This window comes from Chitinophaga eiseniae (assembly GCF_900167135.1).
In the GTDB taxonomy this organism is placed as follows: domain Bacteria; phylum Bacteroidota; class Bacteroidia; order Chitinophagales; family Chitinophagaceae; genus Chitinophaga; species Chitinophaga eiseniae.
Genome location: NZ_FUWZ01000001.1, coordinates 1,979,507 through 2,002,502, shown reverse-complemented (window position 1 = coordinate 2,002,502; position 22,996 = coordinate 1,979,507). Strand labels below are relative to the sequence as shown.

Below are 22,996 nucleotides of genomic sequence, written 5' to 3'. Positions count from 1 at the left end.
AAATGTGTATTAGGGGAAACCCAGACACACCATGCGTTATTTATCATTATCATCACTCATTTTGTTGTTCCTGTTATTCTCCTGTAAGAAAGACGACCATCCGCGCCAGGGACCCGATCACGAGGGTAACGGCCAGGGACAGGAGCCGCCCGTCAATACACCCGGCGCGCCCAACCTGCCCGCTACCCTGTACGACTATGTGAATACCGTCAATAACATGCCGCCTTACATGAAAGCCTTTCTTGCCGGGCGGACCGACCTTGACAACACGCCCACCGGCAACCCCATCACCAATGCCGGCGCCACCCTCGGCCGGGTGCTGTTTTACGACAAAAACATGTCCGTGAACAACACCCGCTCCTGCGGCTCCTGCCATCATCAGGACAAGGCCTTCACAGACGGCCTGGCCCATTCCCCCGGGTTCGACAACCAGCTGACGCGCCGCAATGCCATGATGGTGGTCAACCAGCGCTTCTTCGGCGCCAAAACCATGTTCTGGGATATGCGGGCCGCCAACCTGGAAACACAAACGACCATGCCGATACTCGATCACATCGAAATGGGCATGCCGTCCCTCGCCGCCCTGGAGACAAAACTCAGCGGCATCGCCTATTACAAACCGTTATTTAAAGCGGCTTTCGGCGATGAAATCGTGACCGCCCCCCGTATCTCCCTGGCATTGTCACAGTTCATCCGGAGCATCGTCTCCTTTCAGTCCAAATACGATCAGGGTCTTGCCAGCAATCTCGGCAACCTCAGCGCTGACGAGAAAAACGGCTTACGGCTGCTGCAGGTCAACTTCTGCACCGAATGCCACAGCGACCTCGCCACCTCGCAATATGGTCAACTACCGTCATTCCTGATTGCCGACAACACCGGACTGAATACGGGAATCGGCTCCAACAACGGGCTGGAAGCCGATTACACTGACAAAGGCATCGGCGAGATTACCCACAAACCTGCTGACCAGGGCACGTTTAAAATTCCCAGTCTCCGCAATGTGGCGCTCACCGCACCCTACATGCACGACGGGCGCTTCGCCACACTGGAAGCCGTGATGGAACATTACAATCATGGTATTAAAGGCAACCCCAACCTGGGCATACAACTGGGCGCAGTAGCCGGTTCCGGTGTTCCCCTCACCACCAAAGACAAAAGCGATATCATCGCATTCCTGAAAACGCTGACAGACGAACAACTGATCAGCGACCCGAAATATGCGGACCCGTTTAAATAAAAGAGGGGTTTGTTTTTTGTGGAAAGTAGAAAGAAGAGGGTCTGTCAGGTTGGCCCTCTTCTGTTTTTTACCTGATGCCTGTAAACCATGCCGGCCTTTCCTGCGCATGGGTCCAGAAAAGCGCCGCCTGCCCGAAAGGCACTCCGTCCGGCTGGCTTAACCGCCATACCACACCATCATAAATCATAAAAGTGTTGCTGAATTTATCTACGCGCGGACCGCTGTAGTCATAAGCGATGCCATGAAGCGTTACCTCCTGCAACAGGCGTTCCCGCTCGCTCCTATCCTGCGGTGCAGCACTCAGCCGGGAAGGGAGTTGCAACAACGCTTCCTGGTCATATTTAAAACAGGACAAAGCAAATTGATTCGCGTAAATAAACCGGGGATCGTCGCCCGTTCCATGCGCCAGGATACTGTAAGGCGCCTCCTCGTGCAACCACTGCGCTCTTGCGGAAATATCCTGGGGTGCTGGAAGCGCCTTGCCGTTCCGGCGGAAGAAATTATCGTCTATCTGTGTAATGAGTGAAAGCAATGCGGATGTCATAACGATTGTTTATAGGTTTTTAAGACGGGGGTTCTGTCCCAGCTCCTGCTGGTGATCTACCGGTACCTCAATGAGCAGGGAACGTTGCCCCTCCATTTCCATCCGGTGTAACAATGCATTCAGGTTGCCCAGGTCCGGCTGCAACCGCACCGCTTCCCAGCCGCACGCCCTTGCCATGGCGCAATAGTCGATGGCCGCCACACGGGCATGATAGTGCGGTGACGCCACCTCCGGCAACACTTTCTCCAGCCCTTGTTCTACGATAGATAAAGATTCGTTGTTCAACAGAAAAATCACCATGCCCAGATGGCTTACTTCTCCCAGGGAACCGGCAAACAGGCGAAAGCATCCATCACCGGTAAACAAAAAAACAGGTCGGTGCGGCACCGACAACTTTGCCCCGACAGCCGCGCCAAAAGCACCTCCCATAGCAGATCCGCGATAGAGCGAATAAAAGTCAATATGGTCATTGGGCCGCTGGGTTACGTACTGGCGGTCTTTATACGCCAGGCACACATCATCTATGCCCAGTGAATGCGCCGGCCACCATTGATTAAGCCGCTGGTATAACGTGGCCATATTTACATACCCTTCCCGCGGGGCAGCAAATGGCCGGTCGTTCAGATCTGCCGGCGCCTTCGCAGCGGGGATGTTCGTGAAAGGATAACGCAGACTGGCACTGATCAGGGCATTTACCAACACATCCAATGATCCGTTGACATGATGATATTCCCCTTTGGCCACGTGACGTAAACTGTTATCAACGAGTCCATACGCCTGAAAAATATTTCCCAGGAAAAAAGTATGCGCTGCTTTAAACCCGCTGAAGTTAATCGTGTATTCATCCGGGCAAGCGCCCAGCACTACCAGCACATCCTGCTCGCCGAGCGAATTAAACAACGCCATCGCATGGTCGTTGCCACCAAAGGAAATATAGCCGTAGCCGTAAGGGTTGTACTGGCTCACCGCATTGGCGCCGTTGATACTCCAGATGGCGGCGGCCTGCAGTTGCTTGCAGAAATCTGTGGTCAGCAGCTTCGCATTGGGATAACGTGCCATTTCTTCGCCTACCAGCACCACTACACGTTTATCATTCGTCACATGGCGGAAGGTGGCCACAAAAGCATCCAGGTCGTATTCTTCCACTGGCTCTTCTTCGGGCAACGAAGTCGTATACTCCGGCACTTTGCTGCCTACCGCATCATTGTCCAGCACCAACACTACCGGCTTCGAGCGGTCCAGCGTTGCTTTGGCAGCGGCCAGCTGTGCAGTCAGTAAAAACGGATCATTTAATACAAAAACCGCCTCTCCCAATTCTGCCTGTAGTTGTGCAACGATATTGCTGCCATATACGGACGTGTCCTGCAACGGGGAGAAGCCTTCGGTATGGCTACCGGAAACAGGTACAATAAAAACAGCCGGAATGTCGTGCAGTTTGGCATCGCTCAGTCCACAGGAGATCAGTTTTGTAGCAGCGCCGGTAGTAGCCACCGCAGCGGCTATCCTGCCACTGGCCAGATAATGTCCCAGCGGTACAAAACCAGCACTGTATTCTCCCAGGGTCAGAAATGCAGGATCATCTGCAGGCAGATCGTCGAGTGGTGGCAGGTGTTTAAGCAGATGAATAACACCGCCGCCGGTAACGCCGGTGTATAAGGTGATACCCCATTCTGTAAGGGTGTCAATAATCAGCTGATAATTATCAGCCACGCATGGAGGGTTTCCATAAAGGTTACTGAGCGTCATAGCATAGTGGTTAAAATGATACAGGAAATAATCGCGGTTTTCTATGGTCTTATATGAGGGTGTTGTATGAGGGCTTTAATAAAATGATAGATACGGTTTTCAAAAAAAATCGGACGATAGCATTGCTCACTCACTGACAATTCCAAGATAGATAGTATTTTTTAGAAAGCAAATATTTCTCCGTGAGCTACATCAGGCAGAAACGCGTATATGACTGATTATCTGCGCGGGGTGTGAAAATTATTTTTTTGTTAGGATCACATATTAACAAAAAAAGCGCCAGCCTCGTGGCCGGCGCTTTTATATTTTGTAGCACAACTACTACAAGTATTAAAATTACTACTACAGTTCTTTCACTCTGATATTCCGGAAACGCACAATAGAACCGTGACCCAGGAAACCGATATGACCGGTTTCATTTTTCAGGCCGGGATGTTCTTTATGGTCCAGCGTACCTTTTTCACGTGCTTCTGCGATATCACCATCAAGGATAACGGTGCCGTTGAGGATTACTTTGATATGCGTACCATCTACGATCGCTTCTTCGTAGTTCCATTCTCCCACCGGTTTAAGGTAACCTCTTTTGGCAGGAATCACACCATACACGGAGCCGTGATACTGGTAAATGTTCAGGTCTTTGTAGATGTCCGCCTCGTTGTCCAGGATCTGTAATTCCATGCCTCCGTAGGCGGCGTCGCCGTTCAGCGGAGCACGTACGCCCAGACCGTTGTTAGCGCCGGGGGTGAGCTGGAATTCAAAACGGAAAGAGAAATTTTTGTATTCCTTTTTCGTGTAGAGGTTACCGTGACCACCGTTGGTCGGATAGATCACCAGGTTACCTTCATCGATCACATAGTCTTTGGTATTGCCGGTCCATTCGTGCATGTTGGTACCGTCGAACAGTACTTTATACCCTGCTTTTTTCTCTTCGTCGCTCAGCGTGAAAGGTTTTACGCGGGGCAGTTCTTTGATGTACAGGTTACGGTAAGCCACGTAGGTACCGTGTGCCTGCAGTTCTATCTGCTCTTCGGGGAAGATGGGCAGGTTGCGGTCCCAGTAGTTTTCCAGGATGGTATTGTCTGTCACCAGTTGGCCGTTGAGGTAAACTGTCACGCGGTCACCTTTCATGATGATGCGGAAGTGGTTCCATTCGCCGATAGCGTTGTCCGCCAGTTTCAGCGGTTTGGCTTCGTTTTGCTGGTTGTTGTAGAGTCCACCGGAGCCTACCTGTGCGCCCACGTCGGTGCGGGAGGTATCCCAGATCTGCACCTGTGGTGTTCCGCGGAGATAGATGCCAGCGTCGCCGTTAGGGGTAATTTTCCAGTCAACCAGCATTTCAAAGTCACCGTATTTTTTATCAGTGCACAGATTATCGCCCTGACCGTTAAACACCAGCAGTCCGTCTTTCACTGACCAGCCTTTACGCATAGCTTCATTAGCTTTTTCCTGTGCTTTGCTGAGGGTTTTGGCGTCCATTTTACCGCGGGCGATGGGGTTTTCCACCAGGCCTTTCCAGCCGCTGAGGTCTTTGCCGTTGAACATAGGCACGAAACCTTCACCGGCAGGCATTTCGCTGAGGTACTTGCGGATGGACTGGCGTTGGTAGTCAGCGTCGCCGCCTTTCAGCGCAGCGCCGGCTTTGTCCAGCAGTTGCCGTACGATATTGCCGTTATAGGTTTTGTTGGCCAGCACGATGTTCATCACCGCCATGGCCGCTTCCTGTTGCACCGCCGTTTTATCGAGGTATTCACCGGCCAGTAGTAAGGCGGGGAATGTTTTGCATTGTTCCAGTACTGTCAGTGCCTGTTTCTGCACTGCATCGGAAGGGTTCAGTTCGAGCGCGTTGCGCAGCAGCAATACTTTCTGATCGGGGCGATAACCTGATTTTTTCACCAGGTTGATGTAACCGTTCAGTGCTTTTTCGCGATAGGCGCTGTTAGCGGCGTCGCGGGCGATTTTCAGCAGGGCTGGCGCGGCAGAGGCGTCTTTCCAGTCGGACAGTGCAGCTACAGCGGCATTCTTCGTGGCGTCGTTACCGTTAGCAAATGCCGTCATGACCGGTTCCAGTGCGGAGGGTTGGCCGATACCGGCCAGTACGCCGAGGTAGCGGGACTGGTTGGCGGCGGAGGCCTGTTTCATCTGGGCCATCACATCAGCGCTGGTGGCGCCGGCGTTGATGAGGGCAGTCTGGATGTTGCCGATTTCCTGCGGCGCGGAGGCGCTGCCGAGCAGGGAGAACAGGGCGGGCAGGTTATTTTTACCTGCTACATCTTTCAGGGCAGCGAAAGCGGCGGCTTTCACGTCTGCATTGCTGCTCGCGGCCAGGGGCAGTACGTCGTTAACGCGGCTGTCGGCTTTGCGGGCCGCGAGCACTTCGAGCAGGGCTGTTTGTGCAGGTGCAGGCATGGCGGCCAGTGCGGCGCCGGCCTGTTGTGCTACTTCGTCACCGGGAATCAGCCGAAGGGCATTTTTTACAGCGTTGATATCGGCGGCGGTACCTGTTTTCATGATGCCCAGCAGGGCAGGCAGCGTGGAAGCGCCACCGATGCGGGCAGCAGCAGCGATAGCCGCCAGGCGTACCACATCGTTACTGTTTTTAGTGAAAGCGGTGATAGCCGGCAGTGCGGCGCTCACTTTATTTTCTCCCAGCATGGTAATGATAGCCGCTTTGGTATCGTCAGGTCCTTTCTTCAGCTGCGTCAGCCAGTTGACAGCGGCAGCGTTGGCGAAGGGAGCTGCAAATTTCAGGGCTGCATCACGGTATTCGTTGTTTTTATCAGCGACCGCCTGGTTGATCCAGGGTTGGCTTTTTTCACCGAGGATGTCCACCAGCAGTTTGAGCCCGGCGGTGCGGGTGTGTACCTGTGCGTCGGCGGTGCATTGTTTCACCAGGGACGCTCCTATTTTTTGCGCAGCGGCTTTGTTGCCGTTGGCCGCCAGTTGACCGGCATAATAGAGATAAGACGAAGCAGCGTCTGTCACGTCGTAGGTGTAACCTGCTTTGGCGGCAGCGTTGCCGAGCGCTTTGGCAGAAGCCGGGTCAGCGATCTGGGCGAGGGCGTACTGAGACACCTTCACCAGTTTTTTATCGCTGTTATTCAGCTGTGCGGTGATGGCGGGTACGGCAGCGGCGTAACGGGCATCCCCCAACGCTTCTGTGAGGGTGATGCGGTTAGCGGCGTTAGCGCCCGCGAGGGCGTCGAGCAATGTTTTTTGAGCAGCCGGGGTGTTGATTTTAATCAGCACGCGGGCGGCGGGGTCGCAGAAGCGGTCGACTGACAGCAGCGGTTGCAGGGTGCTGACAGCGTCGTTATCGCCGGTTGTCTGCAGCTGGGTGAGCAGGAAGACTTTATTTTCCGGATCGGTAGCTTTCGCGATGGCTTTGCAGAAAGCGGCAGCCGCTTCTTTACGTTTGGCTTCCTTTCCGGGCTGGGTTACGTAGTAAGCGTAGCCGGCGAGGGCATATTGCAGCTGGGTGTTATCGCCTTTCCCTTCAGGTACCAGCATACCGGCGATGGTTACCACGCCTTCTTCGCCGAGGGCGCTGATGGCTTCCATGTTGGTATTGAACTGCCCTTTGTTGGGAGCGGGCATAAGGGCCAGCACATCGGCGATTTTGGTATTGAACGCGCGCTGGTCTGACGGGCCCTGAGCGATGGCCAGGCTGTTCCAGCCAACCAGCAGTGCAGTAAGTATGTATACGATCTTTTTCATGTAATCATTTTCTTATTGGAGCCAGTTAACAGCTCCCAATATCTAAATACCTAAATACCTGAATATCTAAATGTCTAAAATATTAAATGGTCCAGGGGCCGCGCATGGGCTGGAATATCTGGGCATTGGCGCCGGCGTCGTCGATAAACTCCTGTTTCACCGGGTCAAATTTCAGGGAGCGGTTCAGGCGAAGCGCTATTTTGCCCATGTTCACGAGGGTACAGGAGCGGTGGCCGTTCTCTTCGTTGAGCGCAAATTTTTTCCTGTTTTTCACGGCGTCCACGAAATCGGTTTGTTGCGGCAGCGGGTCGGGGAAGGCAGCGAGTTTTTTCTCCAGGTCCGGTATATCGGACTTGAAGCCAGGATACAGTTTGCCTTTGGGTCCTTCTATGTAGGCTGCTTTTTCATCTTTGCCTTCGCCGTCGAGGATGATCTGGCATCCGTCGGCGTAGGTGTAGGTGATCCTTCTCCAGGTACCTACCGCGTCGGGGTGTTGCTGCGGGGCGTCTATTTCCACGCTTACGGGGCTGGTATCATCTTTACCGAGGAAATATTGTATGGGATCAAGGTAGTGCTGGCCCATATCACCGAGGCCACCGCCATCGTAGTCCCAATAACCGCGGAAGGTCTGGTGTACCCGATGGGCGTTATAGGGGCGGAACGGAGCGGGACCGAGCCACATGTCGTAGTCCAGTTCTTTGGGAACGGTCATGGTTTCGAGGTTGGTTTTACCTACCCAGAAGAATTTCCAGTCGAACCCGGTATGTTTGCTGACGGTGACTTTCAGGGGCCAGCCGAGCAGGCCGCTTTCCACCAGTTTTTTGATGGGCTTGACGGTGGTTCCCATGCCGTAGAAGCGGTCTTCAAAGCGGAACCAGGTGTTGAGACGGAAGATACGGCCATGTTGCTGTACTGCTTCCACGAGGCGTTTACCTTCGCCGATGGTGGCCGTCATAGGTTTTTCGCACCAGATATCTTTGCCGGCGCGAGCGGCGTCGGCAGCGATAATACCGTGCCAGTGCGGCGGGGTGGCGACGTGCACGATGTCTACTTCGGGGAGGGTGATGACTTCGCGGTAGTCGGAGAAGGTTTTAACGCCTTTGTCGCCGAGCTGGTCCATGGCCAGTTTGAGGTGATTGCGGTCCACGTCGCAGATCGCTACTACGCGGGTGCCGGCATAGCCGAAGTGGCCGCGGCCCATGCCGCCGGTGCCGATCACCGCTTTGGTCAGCTGATCGCTGGGCGCCAGGTAGCCGCGTCCCAGCACGTGCCTTGGAACAATCGTGAATGCAGCAAGCGCTCCCAGGGAATTTTTAAGGAACGCCCGCCTTGAATCGCTGTTTTGTTTTGCCATATATATGTTTGATTGAATACGTGTATTGATCTCCGTTAGTTCACTGTATATTATTCACTGTAAAAACAAGTTCCTGGTTGATGTGAGTAAGATAGAAAGTCAGGGGGGCAATTGCAAGCGGAGCGGCTGAAAATAGTGATAAGCGGCAAAAGGGAACTATTGGCCATCGGGGATGGCCGGCGGAGAAGGATATAGGGCAAAATGAAGCCCGGCGCGGAGATGACTGTCTCCGCACCGGTTTTTTTTATCTGATTCCGGGAGATGAATAAACCTGCATTATTTTTTATAGCCCTTCGGGCGAAACTTACGCAGACGCCCTGCCACCAAGCGTATCAGATACGCTTATTACTACCGGAAAGGCATTTTCATCTACCCGGTATAACGATATCCGGATGATGTTGCTACAGGACGGCGAAATGCTCCTCCTCTCCTGCTTTTCCGGAGTGATGTGATGATTATTCGTACCAGATGCTGGCGGCGCCGAGAATGGCGGCTTGTTCACCGAGGGAGGCAACCAGCAGCGGCATATGGTAGTTGTGCAGTGCCAGTTCCCGTACAACAGCCGGGAAAAACAGTTCCGAAGCCTGGGCGATGTTACCGCCAATGACAATGGCTTCCGGTGATTCCTCGCGGATGAAGCCGGTCAGAAAGTTCGCCAGGTTGAGGGCGAATTCATCGAACACCTGTTGCACGACAGGGTCGGTATCAATAAACGTGGTCAGTTCCTTCACATCTTTTACCGTGTTGCCGGTCAGTTCATGGTATCGTTTCACGAACCAGCGGGTGGACAGATAGTCTTCTGCCATGCCGTCGCGGAAGGGCGTACACCAGCGGTCGGCATCTTGTGCCAGGCCTCCGTGGAAGGTGGCAGAGCCGAGGCCCGTACCGAGGGTAAGACCGATCACATGCTGATAATTACGGCCTGCGCCGCTAAATACCTCTCCCTGCAGGAAACAGCCGGCATCGTTGATAAAGCGGATCCTGGACGGGTCCAGCTCCAGTTTGGCAGCCAGCATATTTTTAACGTTCAGATCGTAAAGCGCGTCGTATTTATGCTGGTCTTTCATCCTGCTGATCCCCAGTTCGTAGTCGAACGGACCGGGCATACCGATACCGATGTACCGGCTGTCGGCAGGCATCCCCCTGAAAGCGTCATTGATCACTACCGCCCATGCGTCAATTATTTCCGCCGCGCTGCCTTGCGAATCCACGCGCGTACGGTGCCAGGAATGGGTATCAATTGTTCTTGCCTCCAGGTTCACCAATGCCGCTGTGATATGGGAACCGCCGATATCAATTCCTAATGCCATGGAACTTTTCATAAACAGTTTTAAATATACAAATAGGCTAAATCGTTTTAGCTTCGACAAATATAAGATTGTTTGGTTGACAATGTCAAATAAATAAATCGTTTTAGCAAAGAGAAAATACGACACTCAATATAGCTTCTTTTTTGATAACGCAAAAAGAAAATATCAATACAGCCGGATACCTGCAGGCATATTTCAACCTGCAGCACCGGGTTTTCCCGCACCTGAAGCGGCAGGGATGCAAACGATTGCTGGAATTATATTCGTCCCAGGCAACGGCCATCCAAAATCGAAAGATGAGATCTACCCTCATCAATAATAAGATAAAGACCTGCCCCCTCAACAACACGAGATATACAGCCTGCCTTCCGCGCAAAAGCGCAGCCTAAGCCAGGGAACAGGATCCCCCCATGGTCACTCCGCCTTTAAACTCTTCACCGGATTGGCCACCGCTGCTTTTATCGCCTGATACCCCACCGTCAGCCACGCAATCGCTTCCGCACTCAGAATAGTCAGCAAAAACGTTTCCATCCCGATATTGATCCTGTAAGCGAAATTTTGTAGCCAATGCTGCATGAAATAATATGCCAGCGGCGCGGCTATTAAAAACGCAATACCAATCAGCAGGGTAAATTCTTTGGAGAACAAATAAACAATGTTGGCAACAGAAGCGCCCAGCACTTTCCTGATGCCCACTTCTTTGGTACGCTGCACGGCCATAAACGAAACAAAACCATACAAACCAAGACAGGAGATAAATATTGCAATGGCAGCAAATATCTTATACAGTTGTGAAAGCTGGCTTTCCTGCTTGTAGAAGCTGGCCATCTTCTCGTCCAGGAACTCGTATTCATACATTAGCTCCGGATAAGCCTCGTTCCATATCCGCTCCACAGCCGCCAATGTTTGCCTGACATGCTGAGGCTGCATTTTAATGTTGATTAACCGGTATATCATTTTGTTTGCTGCCAGCACCGTAGGCAACATTTTGTCCTTCAGCGACTGACCGTTAAAATCCTTCACCACACCCACTACAGGCGCTGTTATGCTTCCATCCCAAAAATCTATTTTCTTCCCGAGAATCTCTTCGGGACTGTTGAAGCCGAGCTTCTTCACCATCATTTCATTCACCACAAAACCACTGACGGTATCCACCTCCCGATACGGCATCCCCGCCACGAACTGAATATTATACGTTTTAAAATAATCGGCATCAGCCCATTTAAGGTCAGCCTGAAATCCTGACTTCTTCAACGCATTATCAAACCTGAAATCACTTTGCCAGCTCGCTCCATCCATCGGGCTGAACGCACTTAAGCTTACATCTTTTACACCTGCCATCTGCCGCAACTGTGTCTTTAGCGACTGCATTTTAACATTACGCGCGGTATCATTTCCAATTGGCACCATCACAATCGCTTCTTTATCAAAACCCGTCGCCGCGTTCTGGAAAAAATCCATTTGATTCACCACGATAAAGGTACCTATGATCAAAGCCTGTGCGATCGCAAACTGGAACACCACCAACCCCCTCCTCATCGAAAGTCCGCCCACGACCCTGTTGGTCAGCCTGCTCTTCAGCACGGTAACAGGGTTGAACCCCGACAAGATAATCGCCGGGTAAAAACCTGACAGCAAAGTTACCGCAATGAGGATGCCTCCTAAAAATGCCATCAAAGGCAAACTGAACTGAATGCTCAATGACGTCTGTAAGAGATTGTTCAGCAACGGTAACGCAACGAAAGCGATCAGGATAGCGATCACCACGGAAAGAAGCGTAATGATAAAAGTTTCGCATAGAAACTGGGTGATCAGTTGCCCCCTGCTTCCTCCCAGCACCTTTCTGACACCTACTTCCTTCGAGCGGTTCACCGCCTGTGCGGTTGACAAATTAATAAAGTTGATACAGGCGATCACCATCAGGAACAAGCCTATTAAACTTAAGGCAGTAATCAGTTCTTTGCTGAAGGTATTACCGCTGTAAGTGCCAAACCTGCTGTTATAGTGAATATCACTTAATGGTTGCAAAGTATACCCCTGGTTAGCGTACTCGGCTGGCGTATTTTTCTTTACAAGGTTTTTTAGGTCTTTATCAAATTGCGCGGCTGACAGCTGTTTCGGAAGCAGAATAAAAGTATTTAAGGAGCCGTCCTGGCTTATCCAATCCGCAGCAATATCTTCATTCCGGGCATTCTTAAATGAAAACACCACCCGCAGGGGAAAATCTGTGTTGACAGGTACATTCTTCAGGATGCCCGTTACTTTAAAAACCTGGTCGTTATCATACTTGATAAACTTACCAATGGCTGCCTGCCAGCTTCCAAAGAATTTTTCCGCTGTCTCCTGCGTGAGCACCGCCGTATTGGGGGCAGACAGGGCAGTCTTTGCATCGCCTGCCAGAAAAGGGAAATTGAAAATATTGAACAGCTCCGGTTCCGCAAAAAAGATGGTTTCCTTAAACTTCTTCTGTGCTGCCGTTCTCTTGTCATCCGGCAACGTGATCAGTTTGTCCTTACGGCCGTATATACGGCCTACCTGTTCCAGTTGCGGACAGTCCAGCCGCAGGCCATCTGCCAGCGGGAAAGCGCTGCCGGTCGTATAATTGACTCCTTCCGGCGTTTGGATTACGCCCGCCACCCTGTAGATACGTTCCCCGTTTTTATGGAAATTATCAAAGCTGGTTTGATATTGGACCAATATAAAAATAAGCAGGCAGGCGGCAATCCCCACTGCTAACCCGATAGTATTAATCGTTACGTAGGATTTATGGCAACGTAAGTTCTGCCAGGCGGTTTTCAGGTAATTTTTAAACATAGTTGCGGTAACATTAAACGTTGAGCAAGAGCGTGCGCTAACGGCGCCAAGAAAAATGCCACTTAGCCCTTCGTCTAAAAATCAATACATTGTATATACATAAAAAATAATAAATGTACGCTTTCGATACACTTGCTGTTCATTACAGGATAATGCTCCTGTCGTTAAACAGCGCTTTTATTTGTCGCGAAGCGCCTTCATGGGTCATCGAAAAAAAGACCACCTCTTCAACCGCTACTCCTTATATATGCGGTAAGGTCATCCGCTGTAACCCGCAGTAAATAAGGGAAAAATATATTTCTCGCCTCTTTTTTGAAAATTTATTCAATAAAATCCTTCTTTTTTGAACCCGCCCAAATAACAAGGCCACTGCACCCATCATTTCATCAATCTTTTAAATCGCTGGCCAACAGGGCATTTTGACGGATGAAAAATTATATTCATTTTTACATCCTCAATCAACTAACACGATGAAACGTCGTCACTCTCTGTTCGGCATTAACCTGACAGACTATATCGCTACCAACTTCAACACTTCTCCCCCGACCTGCTAATTTATTTACGGGCAAATAATCGGCTGTAAACCGGCGTTCTGTACCGCCATCTGAGGATTGCTATGCAACAGTATCACCTGTTCCGCTATTGTACTGTCGTGCCTTGTCCGCAAACATGCTGCGCTCATACCTGAACATCTAATATCAACAACAATGGAAAACACCCCTTTCTTGAAATGGGCATTGCTCATCGGCCTGCCTATTCTATGCCTGATCATGTACAAAGTAATTCTTCGTATATTCTTCGGCGTTGTAATTGTACCGGAAGACCGTATTGGTCTGGTGACGAAAAAATTTGTGCTGCTGGGCAAACAGGAACTGCCCGAAGGGCGTATCCTCGCCACACGCGGCGAAGCCGGCTTCCAGGCCCAGACACTGGCCCCCGGCGTATACTTCTGGAAATGGATGTGGCAGTACGCCGTTACCTTCCAGCCTTTTACCATTATCCCCACCGGTAAAATAGGACTGGTGCTGGCGAAAGACGGCGCAGAGCTTCCCACCGGCGCCATCCTCGCCCGAAAAGTGAACTGCGATACCTTCCAGGACGCAGTGGCCTTCCTCGAAAACGGCGGCTGTAAAGGCCGGCAGACGGCGATCATCACACCAGGCTCCTATCGTATCAACACCCTCCTGTTCGAACTGGAGATCACCGATATGATCTCCATCCCGGAAAATGCGGTCGGTATCATCACCACCCTCGAAGGCCAGGCCATCGAAACAGGCTCTATTGCCGGTAAAACCATCCCGGAACACAACAACTTCCAGGATGTGGATGCCTTCCTACAAAAAGGCGGCTACAAAGGTTTACAGGAACAGGTGATCCTCGCAGGCTCTTATTTTATCAACCCCTGGTTTGCTAAAATGGAAATCGTTCGCATGACGGAAATAGCCATCGGCCATGTAGGCGTGGTTATCTCATTCGTCGGCAACGACGGGGTGGACATCAGCGGGGTGGAGTTTAAACATGGCAACATCGTTACCAAAGGATCGAAAGGCGTATGGGCGGAACCGTTAGGTCCGGGTAAATATCCAATTAACCCGTACATCATGAAAGTAGAACTGGTGCCTACCACCAACCTGGTGCTCAACTGGGCCTCCGCCAGAAGCGAAGCGCACCAGCTCGACAAAAACCTGTCCACTATCACCGTGCGCAGCAAGGACGGCTTCACCTTCAACCTCGACGTATCACAGATCATCCATATCCCCACTACGGAAGCACCAAAAGTAATTGCCCGTTTCGGTAACATGAGCAACCTTGTGACACAGGTACTGGAACCTACCATTGGCAACTACTTCCGTAACTCGGCGCAAGGTTCCGACGTGATCAGCTTCCTCACCAGCCGTAAAGAAAGACAAAACGCGGCGAAAGAACATATCGGCCTGGTGCTGGACCAATACAACGTTTTTGGTGTGGATACGCTGATCGGCGACATTGTGCCGCCGGAGAGCCTGATGAAAACACTGACAGACCGTAAGATAGCGGAAGAACAAAAGGTAACGTACGAAACACAGCGCCAGGCACAAGAAACACGCCAGTCACTCGAAAAAGAAACTGCGGTGGCGGAAATGCAGAAAGAAATCGTGAAAGCCGATCAGGGTGTGCTGATCGCGGAAAGAATCGCCGATGCCTCTGTAAAGAAAGCTACTGGCGACGCCAACAGCGTGCGCCTGCAGGCCAACGCGGAAAGTGACCGGATGAAACTGCTGGCCAGCGGCGAAGCGGAAAAGGTAAGACTGCTCGCCAGAGCCGACGCCGATCGCACAGAATGGACCGCGAAAGCAGAAGCGGAAAAAATATCCCTTACCGGTAAAGCGGAAGCGGAGAAAATCCTGGCCATCGGCCAGTCCAGCGCTGAATCCTATAAACTGGCCGTAGAAGCGATGGGCGGCGAAAACTTCACCCGGTTGAAAGTCATGGAAGCCATCGGCAGTCAACATATCCGCATCATGCCGGATGTGCTGATCGGTGGCGGCGAAGGCGCCAACGGCCCTATCAGCGGACTGCTCGGACTGAAATTACTGGAAGAAATTACCAACAAACAAAACATATCAACTGCTACTCCTTCCGCCGATGCCGAGAGCAAATAAAACTATCATCCCTATACCACTTTCACCATTCATGTTACCCCGATTTAAAAAGGCTGTCTCCCCCGAGAGACAGCCTTAACGCTTTATCAGGACTTGTTATCTATACTGAGCGGCCCTGCACCAAAATAAGCGATAAACAGCGCACCACCTATCAGCGCCACATTCTTCATGAACATGGCCATCTGCATCTGCGCCGCCATCTGATCGGAGATACCCCAGAACTTGTGCATGGCCAGCGTGACAGGAATAAGGAAAATAACCACCAGCCACGCGCCGATTCTGGCTTTATACCCGAGCAGTATGCTCAGGCCTCCCACCAAAGCGAGCAGGCCCGCCAACCGGACCATGATATTGGCCGCCGGCACACCGGAAGCCGCTGCATAATCGGCGCCGGCGCCTCCCACATGATTGATACCTGACATGACAAAGATGAGCGCAAACAGGATACGCCCCAACAGAGGAACAATTTTCATAGTGAACAGTTTTATGATATACAAACGTATAGTTATTCAAGAATGTTTGCTCAAGGGTTACCGGCAGGAAAGCACTATCCTGTGGGTTAGCGTTCCGCGAAGTCGTATATTTATAGCCGGAACAAAATGGTATCTATGCGGAAAGAAAACTCCACCAATGCGATTAACGAACGGATAATCAACGGATTATGTCAAACAGCCCATACCTTGTCAGTCATCGGCGGACGCTGGAAGCCCAGCATCCTCTGGCGCCTGCTCGACGGTAAAATGCGCTATCACGAATTGAAAAAATCTATCTCCGGTATATCAGAAAGGGTACTCGTGTTACAGTTAAGGGAGCTGGAGAATGATCAGCTGATAAAACGCATCATTTATCCGGAAGTACCGCCCCGCGTGGAATATGAACTGACCCCACTGGGGCGGTCGCTCGAAAGTTTATTGGAACACATGTGCAGCTGGGGCGAAATGCACCGGGCGGAAACCCGCCAGGCGAAAGAGCTTGCTGCGGCCAGCAAAAACTAACCTTTCAGGCCGGCGTCTTCCAGCGCACCCATGGCCAGGGCTGTCCAGTCAGCCTCCTTCACGTCCCGCGCCACTACTGTCATCAGGCGGGACTGCACCAGCTGGGCCAGCGGCATCGGCGTATGCGACCGTGTAGCCGTTTGCAGTACCAGGTTCATATCTTTCAACCCCAGCGCGGCACTGAATGCAGGATTGCCCACATATTTGCGGTCTACCACCATGGCGCCATATCCGCGGAAGATCGGCGCGGCAAACAACGTGGTGGTCAGCATCTCATAGGCCACTTTGGAATCTACCCCGTTTTTCTCGGCCAGCGCAAAAGCTTCGGCCATCATTTCGATAGCCCCGGCAATCATAAAGTTACCCATCAGCTTCAGCACATTGGCACTGCCCACATCTTCCCCCAGATCAAAAATATTTTTGGCAAAACCGGCCTGCAGCAATGGCTTTATCCTTTCTTTGGCATCAGCCGGACCGGAGATGACCGCATTGCCGATTTTTGCGGCCGCCGCTTCCGGACGGGCAAACACCGGCGCCGCTACGTAGGTAACGCCCAGCTTCTGATGATGCGCCGCCAGCGTACGCGACGTATCCGGAGAGATCGTACTCATAGACACGTGGACACCGCCATGACCCAATGCCTGCATTAACGCATCACCAGCCACACTTTCTACCGCTTTATCATCGGCCACCAGGCTCATGACAATGCCCCCCGGCACCGCCGCAGCAGCAGGGCTGCTCACCAGTTCCGCCCCAAGCGCTTCCAACGGCTGCGCTTTCTCACGGGTACGGTTATATAGCTTTACTTTATAGCCAGCCTGCAAAAGGTTGGTCACGATCGGCGTACCGAGGTTACCGGCTCCGATAAATCCAATGGTTTCCATACTTTAATAAGATTTTGCCGGGAAGTTAGAGATAATTGTTAACTTAATTAATAACCCATAAAAATACCCTTTGCCTTGAAACGGATATCGTTGTTACTGCTATGCTGCTGTAGTATGATTACCCACGGGTACAGCCAACTTACCAGCAGCCCTCAACACAGTCCCCTGCACCACCTGTACAAAGTGACGAATTACGAGGCCCGCGAGATCTTCCGGAAAGGCCGGCTGCGCAGCACAGACTACCGCGATGCGCTGGCAAGTCCGCCTGTGGCCACTTTTCCGGCAAAGAAGGGCCTTCCTGACAGCCTCCCTCCCGGCCACTACCTCGAGGTATATGCACAGCAGTCGCGCGTAAAATACGTCTATCATGCCATAGAAAACGTTCACTGCAAATTCATTAATAACGGTACCGACCTCGCAGTAGTGGCGCACGATCTGCAGGGCCGGATTGTTACCAGCGCCATCGTGAAATTCCGCGGCCGGTACTTCCCTTTCGATACCGCCAGCCAGACCTACCTGCTCCGGCATACCAAACGGTCAGGCCTGCTCGAAGTGCGGCATGATAACCTGAACAACCTGTTCCAGCTGGGGCAGGAAGCCAATTATCGCCAGCCTTTCTCCTTTCGCAGGCTGTTCTCACGTTTTCGTTATCACCACCGGCCATCCAGGCAAAACTATTCCGGTTACATGGCACTGAACAAGCCGAAATTCAAACCAGGAGATACCCTGCGGCTGAAAGCGTTTATCCGCGACCGTAAAGGCAAACCTGTCAACACACCGGTATGGCTGCGGCTCAGTGAAACCTATGAACTGCCTGACCTTGATACGGTGCTCGCACAGCTGCGCCCTTACCGGCCCGGCGCTTTCGAGTATTCCTTTGTGCTGCATGACAGCCTGGACCTGGAGCTGGACGACGATTACCAACTGACCCTGGAAAGTGGCAGGAACAAACCTCCCCGCGCAGATGCGGAAGACGATGATAACAATGATGATGAAAGACGCCGGCGCCGGCGGGATCGACAGGTGGTGTTCCGGGAAAGATTCGGGTATGAGGAATATGAACTGGTATCTGCTACCTTTACTGCGCGGACAGACCACACCCGGCATACCCGGGGCACTCCTATGGCAGTCTATTTCAAGGCTACCGATGAAAACAATCTGCCAGTCCTCGACGGCCGCGTAAAAATAAGTGTGGAATCAAGCCGCGTGCAACGTACTTTCCAGTCAACCGTATTTATCCCGGACACCCTCTGGCAGTATGAAATACCGCTCGAGCCTACCGGAGAAACCAAGGTGATACTGCCCGACAGTATTTTTCCTGCTGCCAGTATAGACTACGCGATCCGTTGCCAGTTCCTGAGCGCCAGCAATGAAAGCCGGTGGGAACAGCTTTTCCGGTCCTATGATTATCCGACAGAAGAAATCAGCTTTAAGGAACAGGCAGACAGCCTGGAGATCAACAGCCTGGTTTCGGGCAAATCCGTGCCGGACGAAGGACAGCTGATACTGCTGACGGCCGATGGAAAGCGGATGCAGGAGACACCTATCACCCTGCCTGCCAAAATACCGCTTCATCCTTTTGCCGGCTCTTATGTTGTGAAGACCGCCAAAACAAGTAATCGTTATACCAACAATTCTGCCAACAAGATCACCGGTGTTGCCTATCGCACACGGGACTCTGTTTTCATACAGCTGTCCGGCACCCGCCATCTGCCTTTCTGGTATACTATCTATGCCGGTAAAAAAGTAGTGGAACGCGGGTATCATCAGGGCAACCTTGACCGGAAAATCCGTGCGAACACCCTCAACAACTATACGGTTTCCTGGCAATATATCAGCAGCGACCAGGTGATGTACAACAGGCTCACCGCCCCCTATACCGATAAGTTATTGCAGGTACGCATCGATGCACCGTTAACCGTATTTCCGGGGCAGACGTCCCGTTTATCCGTTTCCGTTAAAGATGCAGAAGGGAAACCCGTACCGGATGCCGACGTCACCTCTTATGCCGCCACCAGTAAATTTAGTGACTTAAGGCCTCCTTTTGTGCCTTACTACGGAAAGTCAAGAGCACGGCGGCTTCCCAATGTTCGCTACCGGAAGGACGAACGGGATATCGACAACACTTCGGAAACGTATAACCAGGAACGGTGGGGTCAGCGGCTGTCGCTGGATACCAGTATATATTATCAGTTCATGCGGCCGAAAGGCATCAGCAGTCTCTCTGAACCGGTAGCCGGCAATGTAACGCAACTGGCGCCATTTATCACCATCGACGGCGCGCCACAAAAAATCATTTACCTGTGGATTGACGGAAAACCTGCTTACCTGGATTATGCAGACCTGAAGCCTAAGTATAGCTTCCCTGTAACACCAGGTTACCACCAACTGCGTTTGCGCACCTCCGTTAGTCTGGTAACTGCCGACAGCGTGTATGTCACCGCGGGCCGTAAAACGTTCCTGAACATCAACATTGCCAATAAGCAGCCTCATGTGCAGGTACGCGGCCTCTCCCATGTGTTTTCCAAGACGGAAAAGAACGAACTGCGGCCTTATTTCGTTCGTTTCTTCCAGCCTGTTGCCCTGCCTGTTTACTCCTATATTCAGCAGGATGACCGGTTGCTGCCTATGCTTCGCAGGGAAGGTTTTAGTTTCTCTGCCTGGCCGCTGGAACCGCGACCCGCCACGTTGCATGCCAGGGGCTTGTTTGCGCAGCCTTTTACACCGGCCAGCGGCGGCATACTTTCAGTGGCAAAAGATACCTTCCAATTTAAAGCGACCACCCCTGAGAGGTTCAATCAAATACATGCAGACTACCATTTCTATGAATTCCCGCTTTTCGAGAACGCACTCAGCGTGCAGGACATTGATAGTTTATGGCAGGACCACCGGGAAAATACACGGATTAATCGTCCATTAAACGATACACAGCATGACCGCCAGCATGGAAAGGCCCGGCTGCAGTTCTCTCCGGATAGCAGCTTCCGGCAGGAAAACGTCAAAGAGGTTTTCCTGTACCGTTACCAGGACCCTTCCTTTTACCGTATCCAACCTTCCGGTTCATTTGAGTTTGGAGCGCTGGACAGCGGCTGGTACCGGCTGCTGATTCTGCTGCGCAAAAACCGTTACCATTTGATAGACAGCCTCTATGTCCGCGACCATGGCACTACCGTATATCAACTCAACGACCGTCTTCCTGTGCTGCCTGCGGACAAGGTAAGTCAGGGCCTCGCGGCAGAAATATGGGAGTATGCTGCAGATACGGACCGGCGGCGCTACATTACTGATCAAACCGTCTTCAGCAATGCTTTTAACGACCAATACCTCGATGTAGCCGCTCTGGGGAAAACCATCGAAGGTATTGTGACGGATGAAGAAAACAGGCCGCTTCCGGGTGTCAGCATCCAGCTCAAAAACACCCGTTTTGGCACCGTTACAGGTGCCAACGGCCGCTTCCGGATGAACGTTACCGAATACGGCACGCTGAAAGTAGCTAGTGTAGGATTTATTACCGAGGAAGTCAACCTGCACCAGCAGGACTTCATCAAAGTAAAACTCGTCGCCGGCAAAGCCTCTCTTCAGGAGGTAGTCGTTACCGGATACGCCACCACGAAGCGGGCGTATCTCGCCGGGGCGGCTACAGGTATAAACGTCAGGGGCATGGTATCCATTGGCAATACCAGCCCGCTGATCGTCGTAGATGGAAAGGTCTATGATGGTTTGTTGGAGTCTATCGACCCTGCTACCATTGGTACCCTTAACGTTCTGAAAGGCGACGCAGCCACCAGTCTTTACGGCGCCCGGGCTGCCAATGGCGCCATTATTATCGTGTCGGCCAACGGCAGTGCGCAGCCACCTGCGGGCAACAACCTGCGACAGCGTTTTCGCGACGATGCCTTCTGGCAGCCACGGTTACGGACGAACGAAAAAGGGGAAGCGTCTTTCGACGTCACTTTCCCGGATGACATCACCAACTGGAAAGCATTTGCTATCGCGATGGCCGACCGCAGGCTGTCCGGCACCGCCACCACCAGTATCAAAGCGTTCCAGCCGCTGGCCACCAACCTCGCGCTGCCTGCTTTTGCCGTGGCCGGTGATACCCTGCAGGCGCTGGGCAAAATACTCAACTATACGCCGGACAGCGTTACCCTGGAAAGACAGTTTTATGCGGATGACAAGTTATTGCTGCAAGGTATTGCCGGCGTACGGAACAGCCATCTCGACACTGTAACGATTGCGGCGCCGCTGCGGGGCGACAGCCTTGCGCTGAAATTTACGATCCATCGCGACGGCTTTATGGATGGTGAGCGCCGCGCCATTCCCCTGTTCCCCCAGGGCGTCACCGAAACGACAGGCATCTTCCTCCCGCTGCGTACAGATACCACTTTCAGTGTGCCGGTCACAGATACCGGCGCGGTTAAAGTATATGCTACCAGCAGCCTGTTGCCCGTCCTGCACACAGAAATCACCCGGTTAAAAAGATATGAGTACAACTGCAATGAACAAATGGCCAGCAAACTCATCGCCCTATTACAGGAGAAACAGTTATGCACTTACGAGCAGCAGGAGTTCGGCGAAGAAAAGCAGCTCAAACAACTGCTTCGCGCGCTCGGTAACAACCAGTACCTTGGCGGCTGGGGCTGGTGGGGCAAAAGCGAGCCCGCCCCCTGGATCACCAAACATGTGACTTCCGCCCTGCTGATGGCGGAAAGGGCCGGGTACACTGCCCCGTTCAACAAGCAGGATTTTCTGAATTACCAGCAGCTGCTGCTGCAATCGCCCGGAGGTGATAAACTCACGATCGTGGAAACTATGCAGCAGCTGGGTGCTAAAATGGATTATAAACGATGCCTGGATACAGTGCCGGCGGTGACTGCGTATGACAAGGCCCGCAAGCTGTACATCCTGCAGTGCGCAGGTGTAGCCGTCAACACCGCTTCATTGTTTCAGGACCGTCAACACAGCATGATGGGCAATCCGTACTGGGGCGAAGAAAGCCTGCAACTGCAGCGTAACAATGTGCAGTATACCCTGCTGGTATACAAACTATTGCGGCAGCAGTCCGGCCAGGAAACCACGCTGGCCGGCATCCGTGACTGGCTGCTTGAACGCCGCTATGGCGGTAGCTGGCGCAACACCTATGAGTCGGCCACCATTCTCGAAACTATTTTACCGGAACTGTTGCAAAAAAAACAACCGCTCATGGCGGCGCTTACACTCAACGGCCGTAGCGTTACCCGGTTTCCCTACGATACCATCCTCCGCGGAATGCAGCCGTTACAGGTGAGTAAACAAGGCAATGCCACCGTTTACTTCAGTGCCACGCAAGACCACTGGAATCCGGCGCCGGAAGCTATTTCCCGGCAGTTCACCGTACAAAGCAGTCTCGTATCCAACGGGCAACCGCTGTCACGGCTCATTGCCGGCACACCTGCCGAATTACGTGCAGACGTTACCGTAGATGCCGAAGCGGATTATGTGATGATAGAAGTGCCCATTCCGGCAGGATGTTCCTACGCCACCAAAGCGCAGTCCTATGCCCATGGAGAGGTACACCGTGAGCACTTCAAACAGAAGGTCAGCATCTTCTGCGGTCATCTCCCCAAAGGGAAACATACGTTTACTGTATCGCTGATGCCGCGTTACAGTGGCACTTACCATCTCAACCCGGCTAAAGCCTCGCTGATGTACTTCCCTACATTTTTTGGGCGGACAGGGATGAAGCAGTTAATAATCACCGGCAAATAAATTATATT

Annotated in this window: 12 protein-coding genes; 4 read left to right on the top strand and 8 right to left on the bottom strand. The window is 52.2% G+C overall.

Going from position 1 to position 22,996, the window contains the following annotated elements:
- Positions 1–31 precede the first annotated feature (31 nt).
- On the top strand, positions 32–1,237 hold the full coding sequence (locus B5D63_RS08315) for a cytochrome-c peroxidase (RefSeq protein WP_078668246.1): 1,206 nt from the start codon (positions 32–34) through the stop codon (positions 1,235–1,237).
- 67 nt (positions 1,238–1,304) lie between these two features.
- Here B5D63_RS08315 and B5D63_RS08310 read toward each other — a convergent pair whose 3' ends face one another.
- The 6 genes from B5D63_RS08310 to B5D63_RS08280 all read right to left on the bottom strand — a co-directional run bounded on the left by B5D63_RS08310 (position 1,305) and on the right by B5D63_RS08280 (position 12,719).
- Complete coding sequence (locus B5D63_RS08310; protein ID WP_078668245.1) at positions 1,305–1,781, bottom strand: MEKHLA domain-containing protein; 477 nt, start codon at positions 1,779–1,781, stop codon at positions 1,305–1,307.
- 9 nt (positions 1,782–1,790) lie between these two features.
- Entirely contained in the window at positions 1,791–3,527 is a 1,737-nt protein-coding gene (locus B5D63_RS08305) for a thiamine pyrophosphate-dependent enzyme (RefSeq protein WP_078668244.1), read from the bottom strand.
- A gap of 342 nt (positions 3,528–3,869) precedes the next feature.
- Positions 3,870–7,241: a DUF1080 domain-containing protein gene (locus B5D63_RS08300; RefSeq protein WP_078668243.1), complete on the bottom strand. Its 3,372-nt coding sequence runs from the start codon at positions 7,239–7,241 to the stop codon at positions 3,870–3,872.
- A gap of 82 nt (positions 7,242–7,323) precedes the next feature.
- Positions 7,324–8,595, bottom strand: a complete 1,272-nt coding sequence (locus B5D63_RS08295) for a Gfo/Idh/MocA family oxidoreductase (RefSeq protein WP_078668242.1) — start codon at positions 8,593–8,595, stop codon at positions 7,324–7,326.
- 455 nt (positions 8,596–9,050) lie between these two features.
- Complete coding sequence (locus B5D63_RS08290; RefSeq protein ID WP_078668241.1) at positions 9,051–9,917, bottom strand: ROK family protein; 867 nt, start codon at positions 9,915–9,917, stop codon at positions 9,051–9,053.
- A gap of 402 nt (positions 9,918–10,319) precedes the next feature.
- Entirely contained in the window at positions 10,320–12,719 is a 2,400-nt protein-coding gene (locus B5D63_RS08280) for an ABC transporter permease (protein ID WP_078668239.1), read from the bottom strand.
- A 707-nt stretch (positions 12,720–13,426) separates the two neighbouring features.
- Between B5D63_RS08280 and B5D63_RS08275 the strand changes: the two genes are divergently transcribed.
- A complete protein-coding gene (locus B5D63_RS08275; RefSeq protein ID WP_078668238.1) occupies positions 13,427–15,361 on the top strand; it encodes an SPFH domain-containing protein in 1,935 nt (644 codons plus the stop codon).
- A gap of 86 nt (positions 15,362–15,447) precedes the next feature.
- Here B5D63_RS08275 and B5D63_RS08270 read toward each other — a convergent pair whose 3' ends face one another.
- Positions 15,448–15,834 carry a DoxX family protein gene (locus B5D63_RS08270; RefSeq protein WP_078668583.1) on the bottom strand — a complete coding sequence of 129 codons (387 nt, stop codon included), beginning with the start codon at positions 15,832–15,834 and terminating at the stop codon, positions 15,448–15,450.
- Between the two features lie 135 nt (positions 15,835–15,969).
- Between B5D63_RS08270 and B5D63_RS08265 the strand changes: the two genes are divergently transcribed.
- Positions 15,970–16,356, top strand: coding sequence for a winged helix-turn-helix transcriptional regulator (locus B5D63_RS08265; RefSeq protein WP_078668237.1), 387 nt, complete (start codon positions 15,970–15,972; stop codon positions 16,354–16,356).
- Here the strand turns inward: B5D63_RS08265 and B5D63_RS08260 are convergent.
- The gene (locus tag B5D63_RS08260; protein ID WP_078668236.1) at positions 16,353–17,240 is read right to left on the bottom strand and encodes an NAD(P)-dependent oxidoreductase; all 888 of its coding nucleotides are present in this window, start codon (positions 17,238–17,240) and stop codon (positions 16,353–16,355) included. The genes B5D63_RS08265 and B5D63_RS08260 overlap by 4 nt on opposite strands.
- A gap of 75 nt (positions 17,241–17,315) precedes the next feature.
- Between B5D63_RS08260 and B5D63_RS08255 the strand changes: the two genes are divergently transcribed.
- On the top strand, positions 17,316–22,988 hold the full coding sequence (locus B5D63_RS08255) for an alpha-2-macroglobulin family protein (protein ID WP_143312812.1): 5,673 nt from the start codon (positions 17,316–17,318) through the stop codon (positions 22,986–22,988).
- Positions 22,989–22,996: the final 8 nt, after the last annotated feature.

What these genes read in the sequence shown, in the direction of transcription:
- B5D63_RS08315 (WP_078668246.1), top strand. Translation starts at nt 32, where the DNA reads ATGCGTTATTTATCATTATCATCACTCATTTTGTTGTTCCTGTTATTC.
- B5D63_RS08310 (WP_078668245.1), bottom strand. Translation starts at nt 1,781, where the DNA reads ATGACATCCGCATTGCTTTCACTCATTACACAGATAGACGATAATTTC.
- B5D63_RS08305 (WP_078668244.1), bottom strand. Translation starts at nt 3,527, where the DNA reads ATGACGCTCAGTAACCTTTATGGAAACCCTCCATGCGTGGCTGATAAT.
- B5D63_RS08300 (WP_078668243.1), bottom strand. Translation starts at nt 7,241, where the DNA reads ATGAAAAAGATCGTATACATACTTACTGCACTGCTGGTTGGCTGGAAC.
- B5D63_RS08295 (WP_078668242.1), bottom strand. Translation starts at nt 8,595, where the DNA reads ATGGCAAAACAAAACAGCGATTCAAGGCGGGCGTTCCTTAAAAATTCC.
- B5D63_RS08290 (WP_078668241.1), bottom strand. Translation starts at nt 9,917, where the DNA reads ATGAAAAGTTCCATGGCATTAGGAATTGATATCGGCGGTTCCCATATC.
- B5D63_RS08280 (WP_078668239.1), bottom strand. Translation starts at nt 12,719, where the DNA reads ATGTTTAAAAATTACCTGAAAACCGCCTGGCAGAACTTACGTTGCCAT.
- B5D63_RS08275 (WP_078668238.1), top strand. Translation starts at nt 13,427, where the DNA reads ATGGAAAACACCCCTTTCTTGAAATGGGCATTGCTCATCGGCCTGCCT.
- B5D63_RS08270 (WP_078668583.1), bottom strand. Translation starts at nt 15,834, where the DNA reads ATGAAAATTGTTCCTCTGTTGGGGCGTATCCTGTTTGCGCTCATCTTT.
- B5D63_RS08265 (WP_078668237.1), top strand. Translation starts at nt 15,970, where the DNA reads ATGCGGAAAGAAAACTCCACCAATGCGATTAACGAACGGATAATCAAC.
- B5D63_RS08260 (WP_078668236.1), bottom strand. Translation starts at nt 17,240, where the DNA reads ATGGAAACCATTGGATTTATCGGAGCCGGTAACCTCGGTACGCCGATC.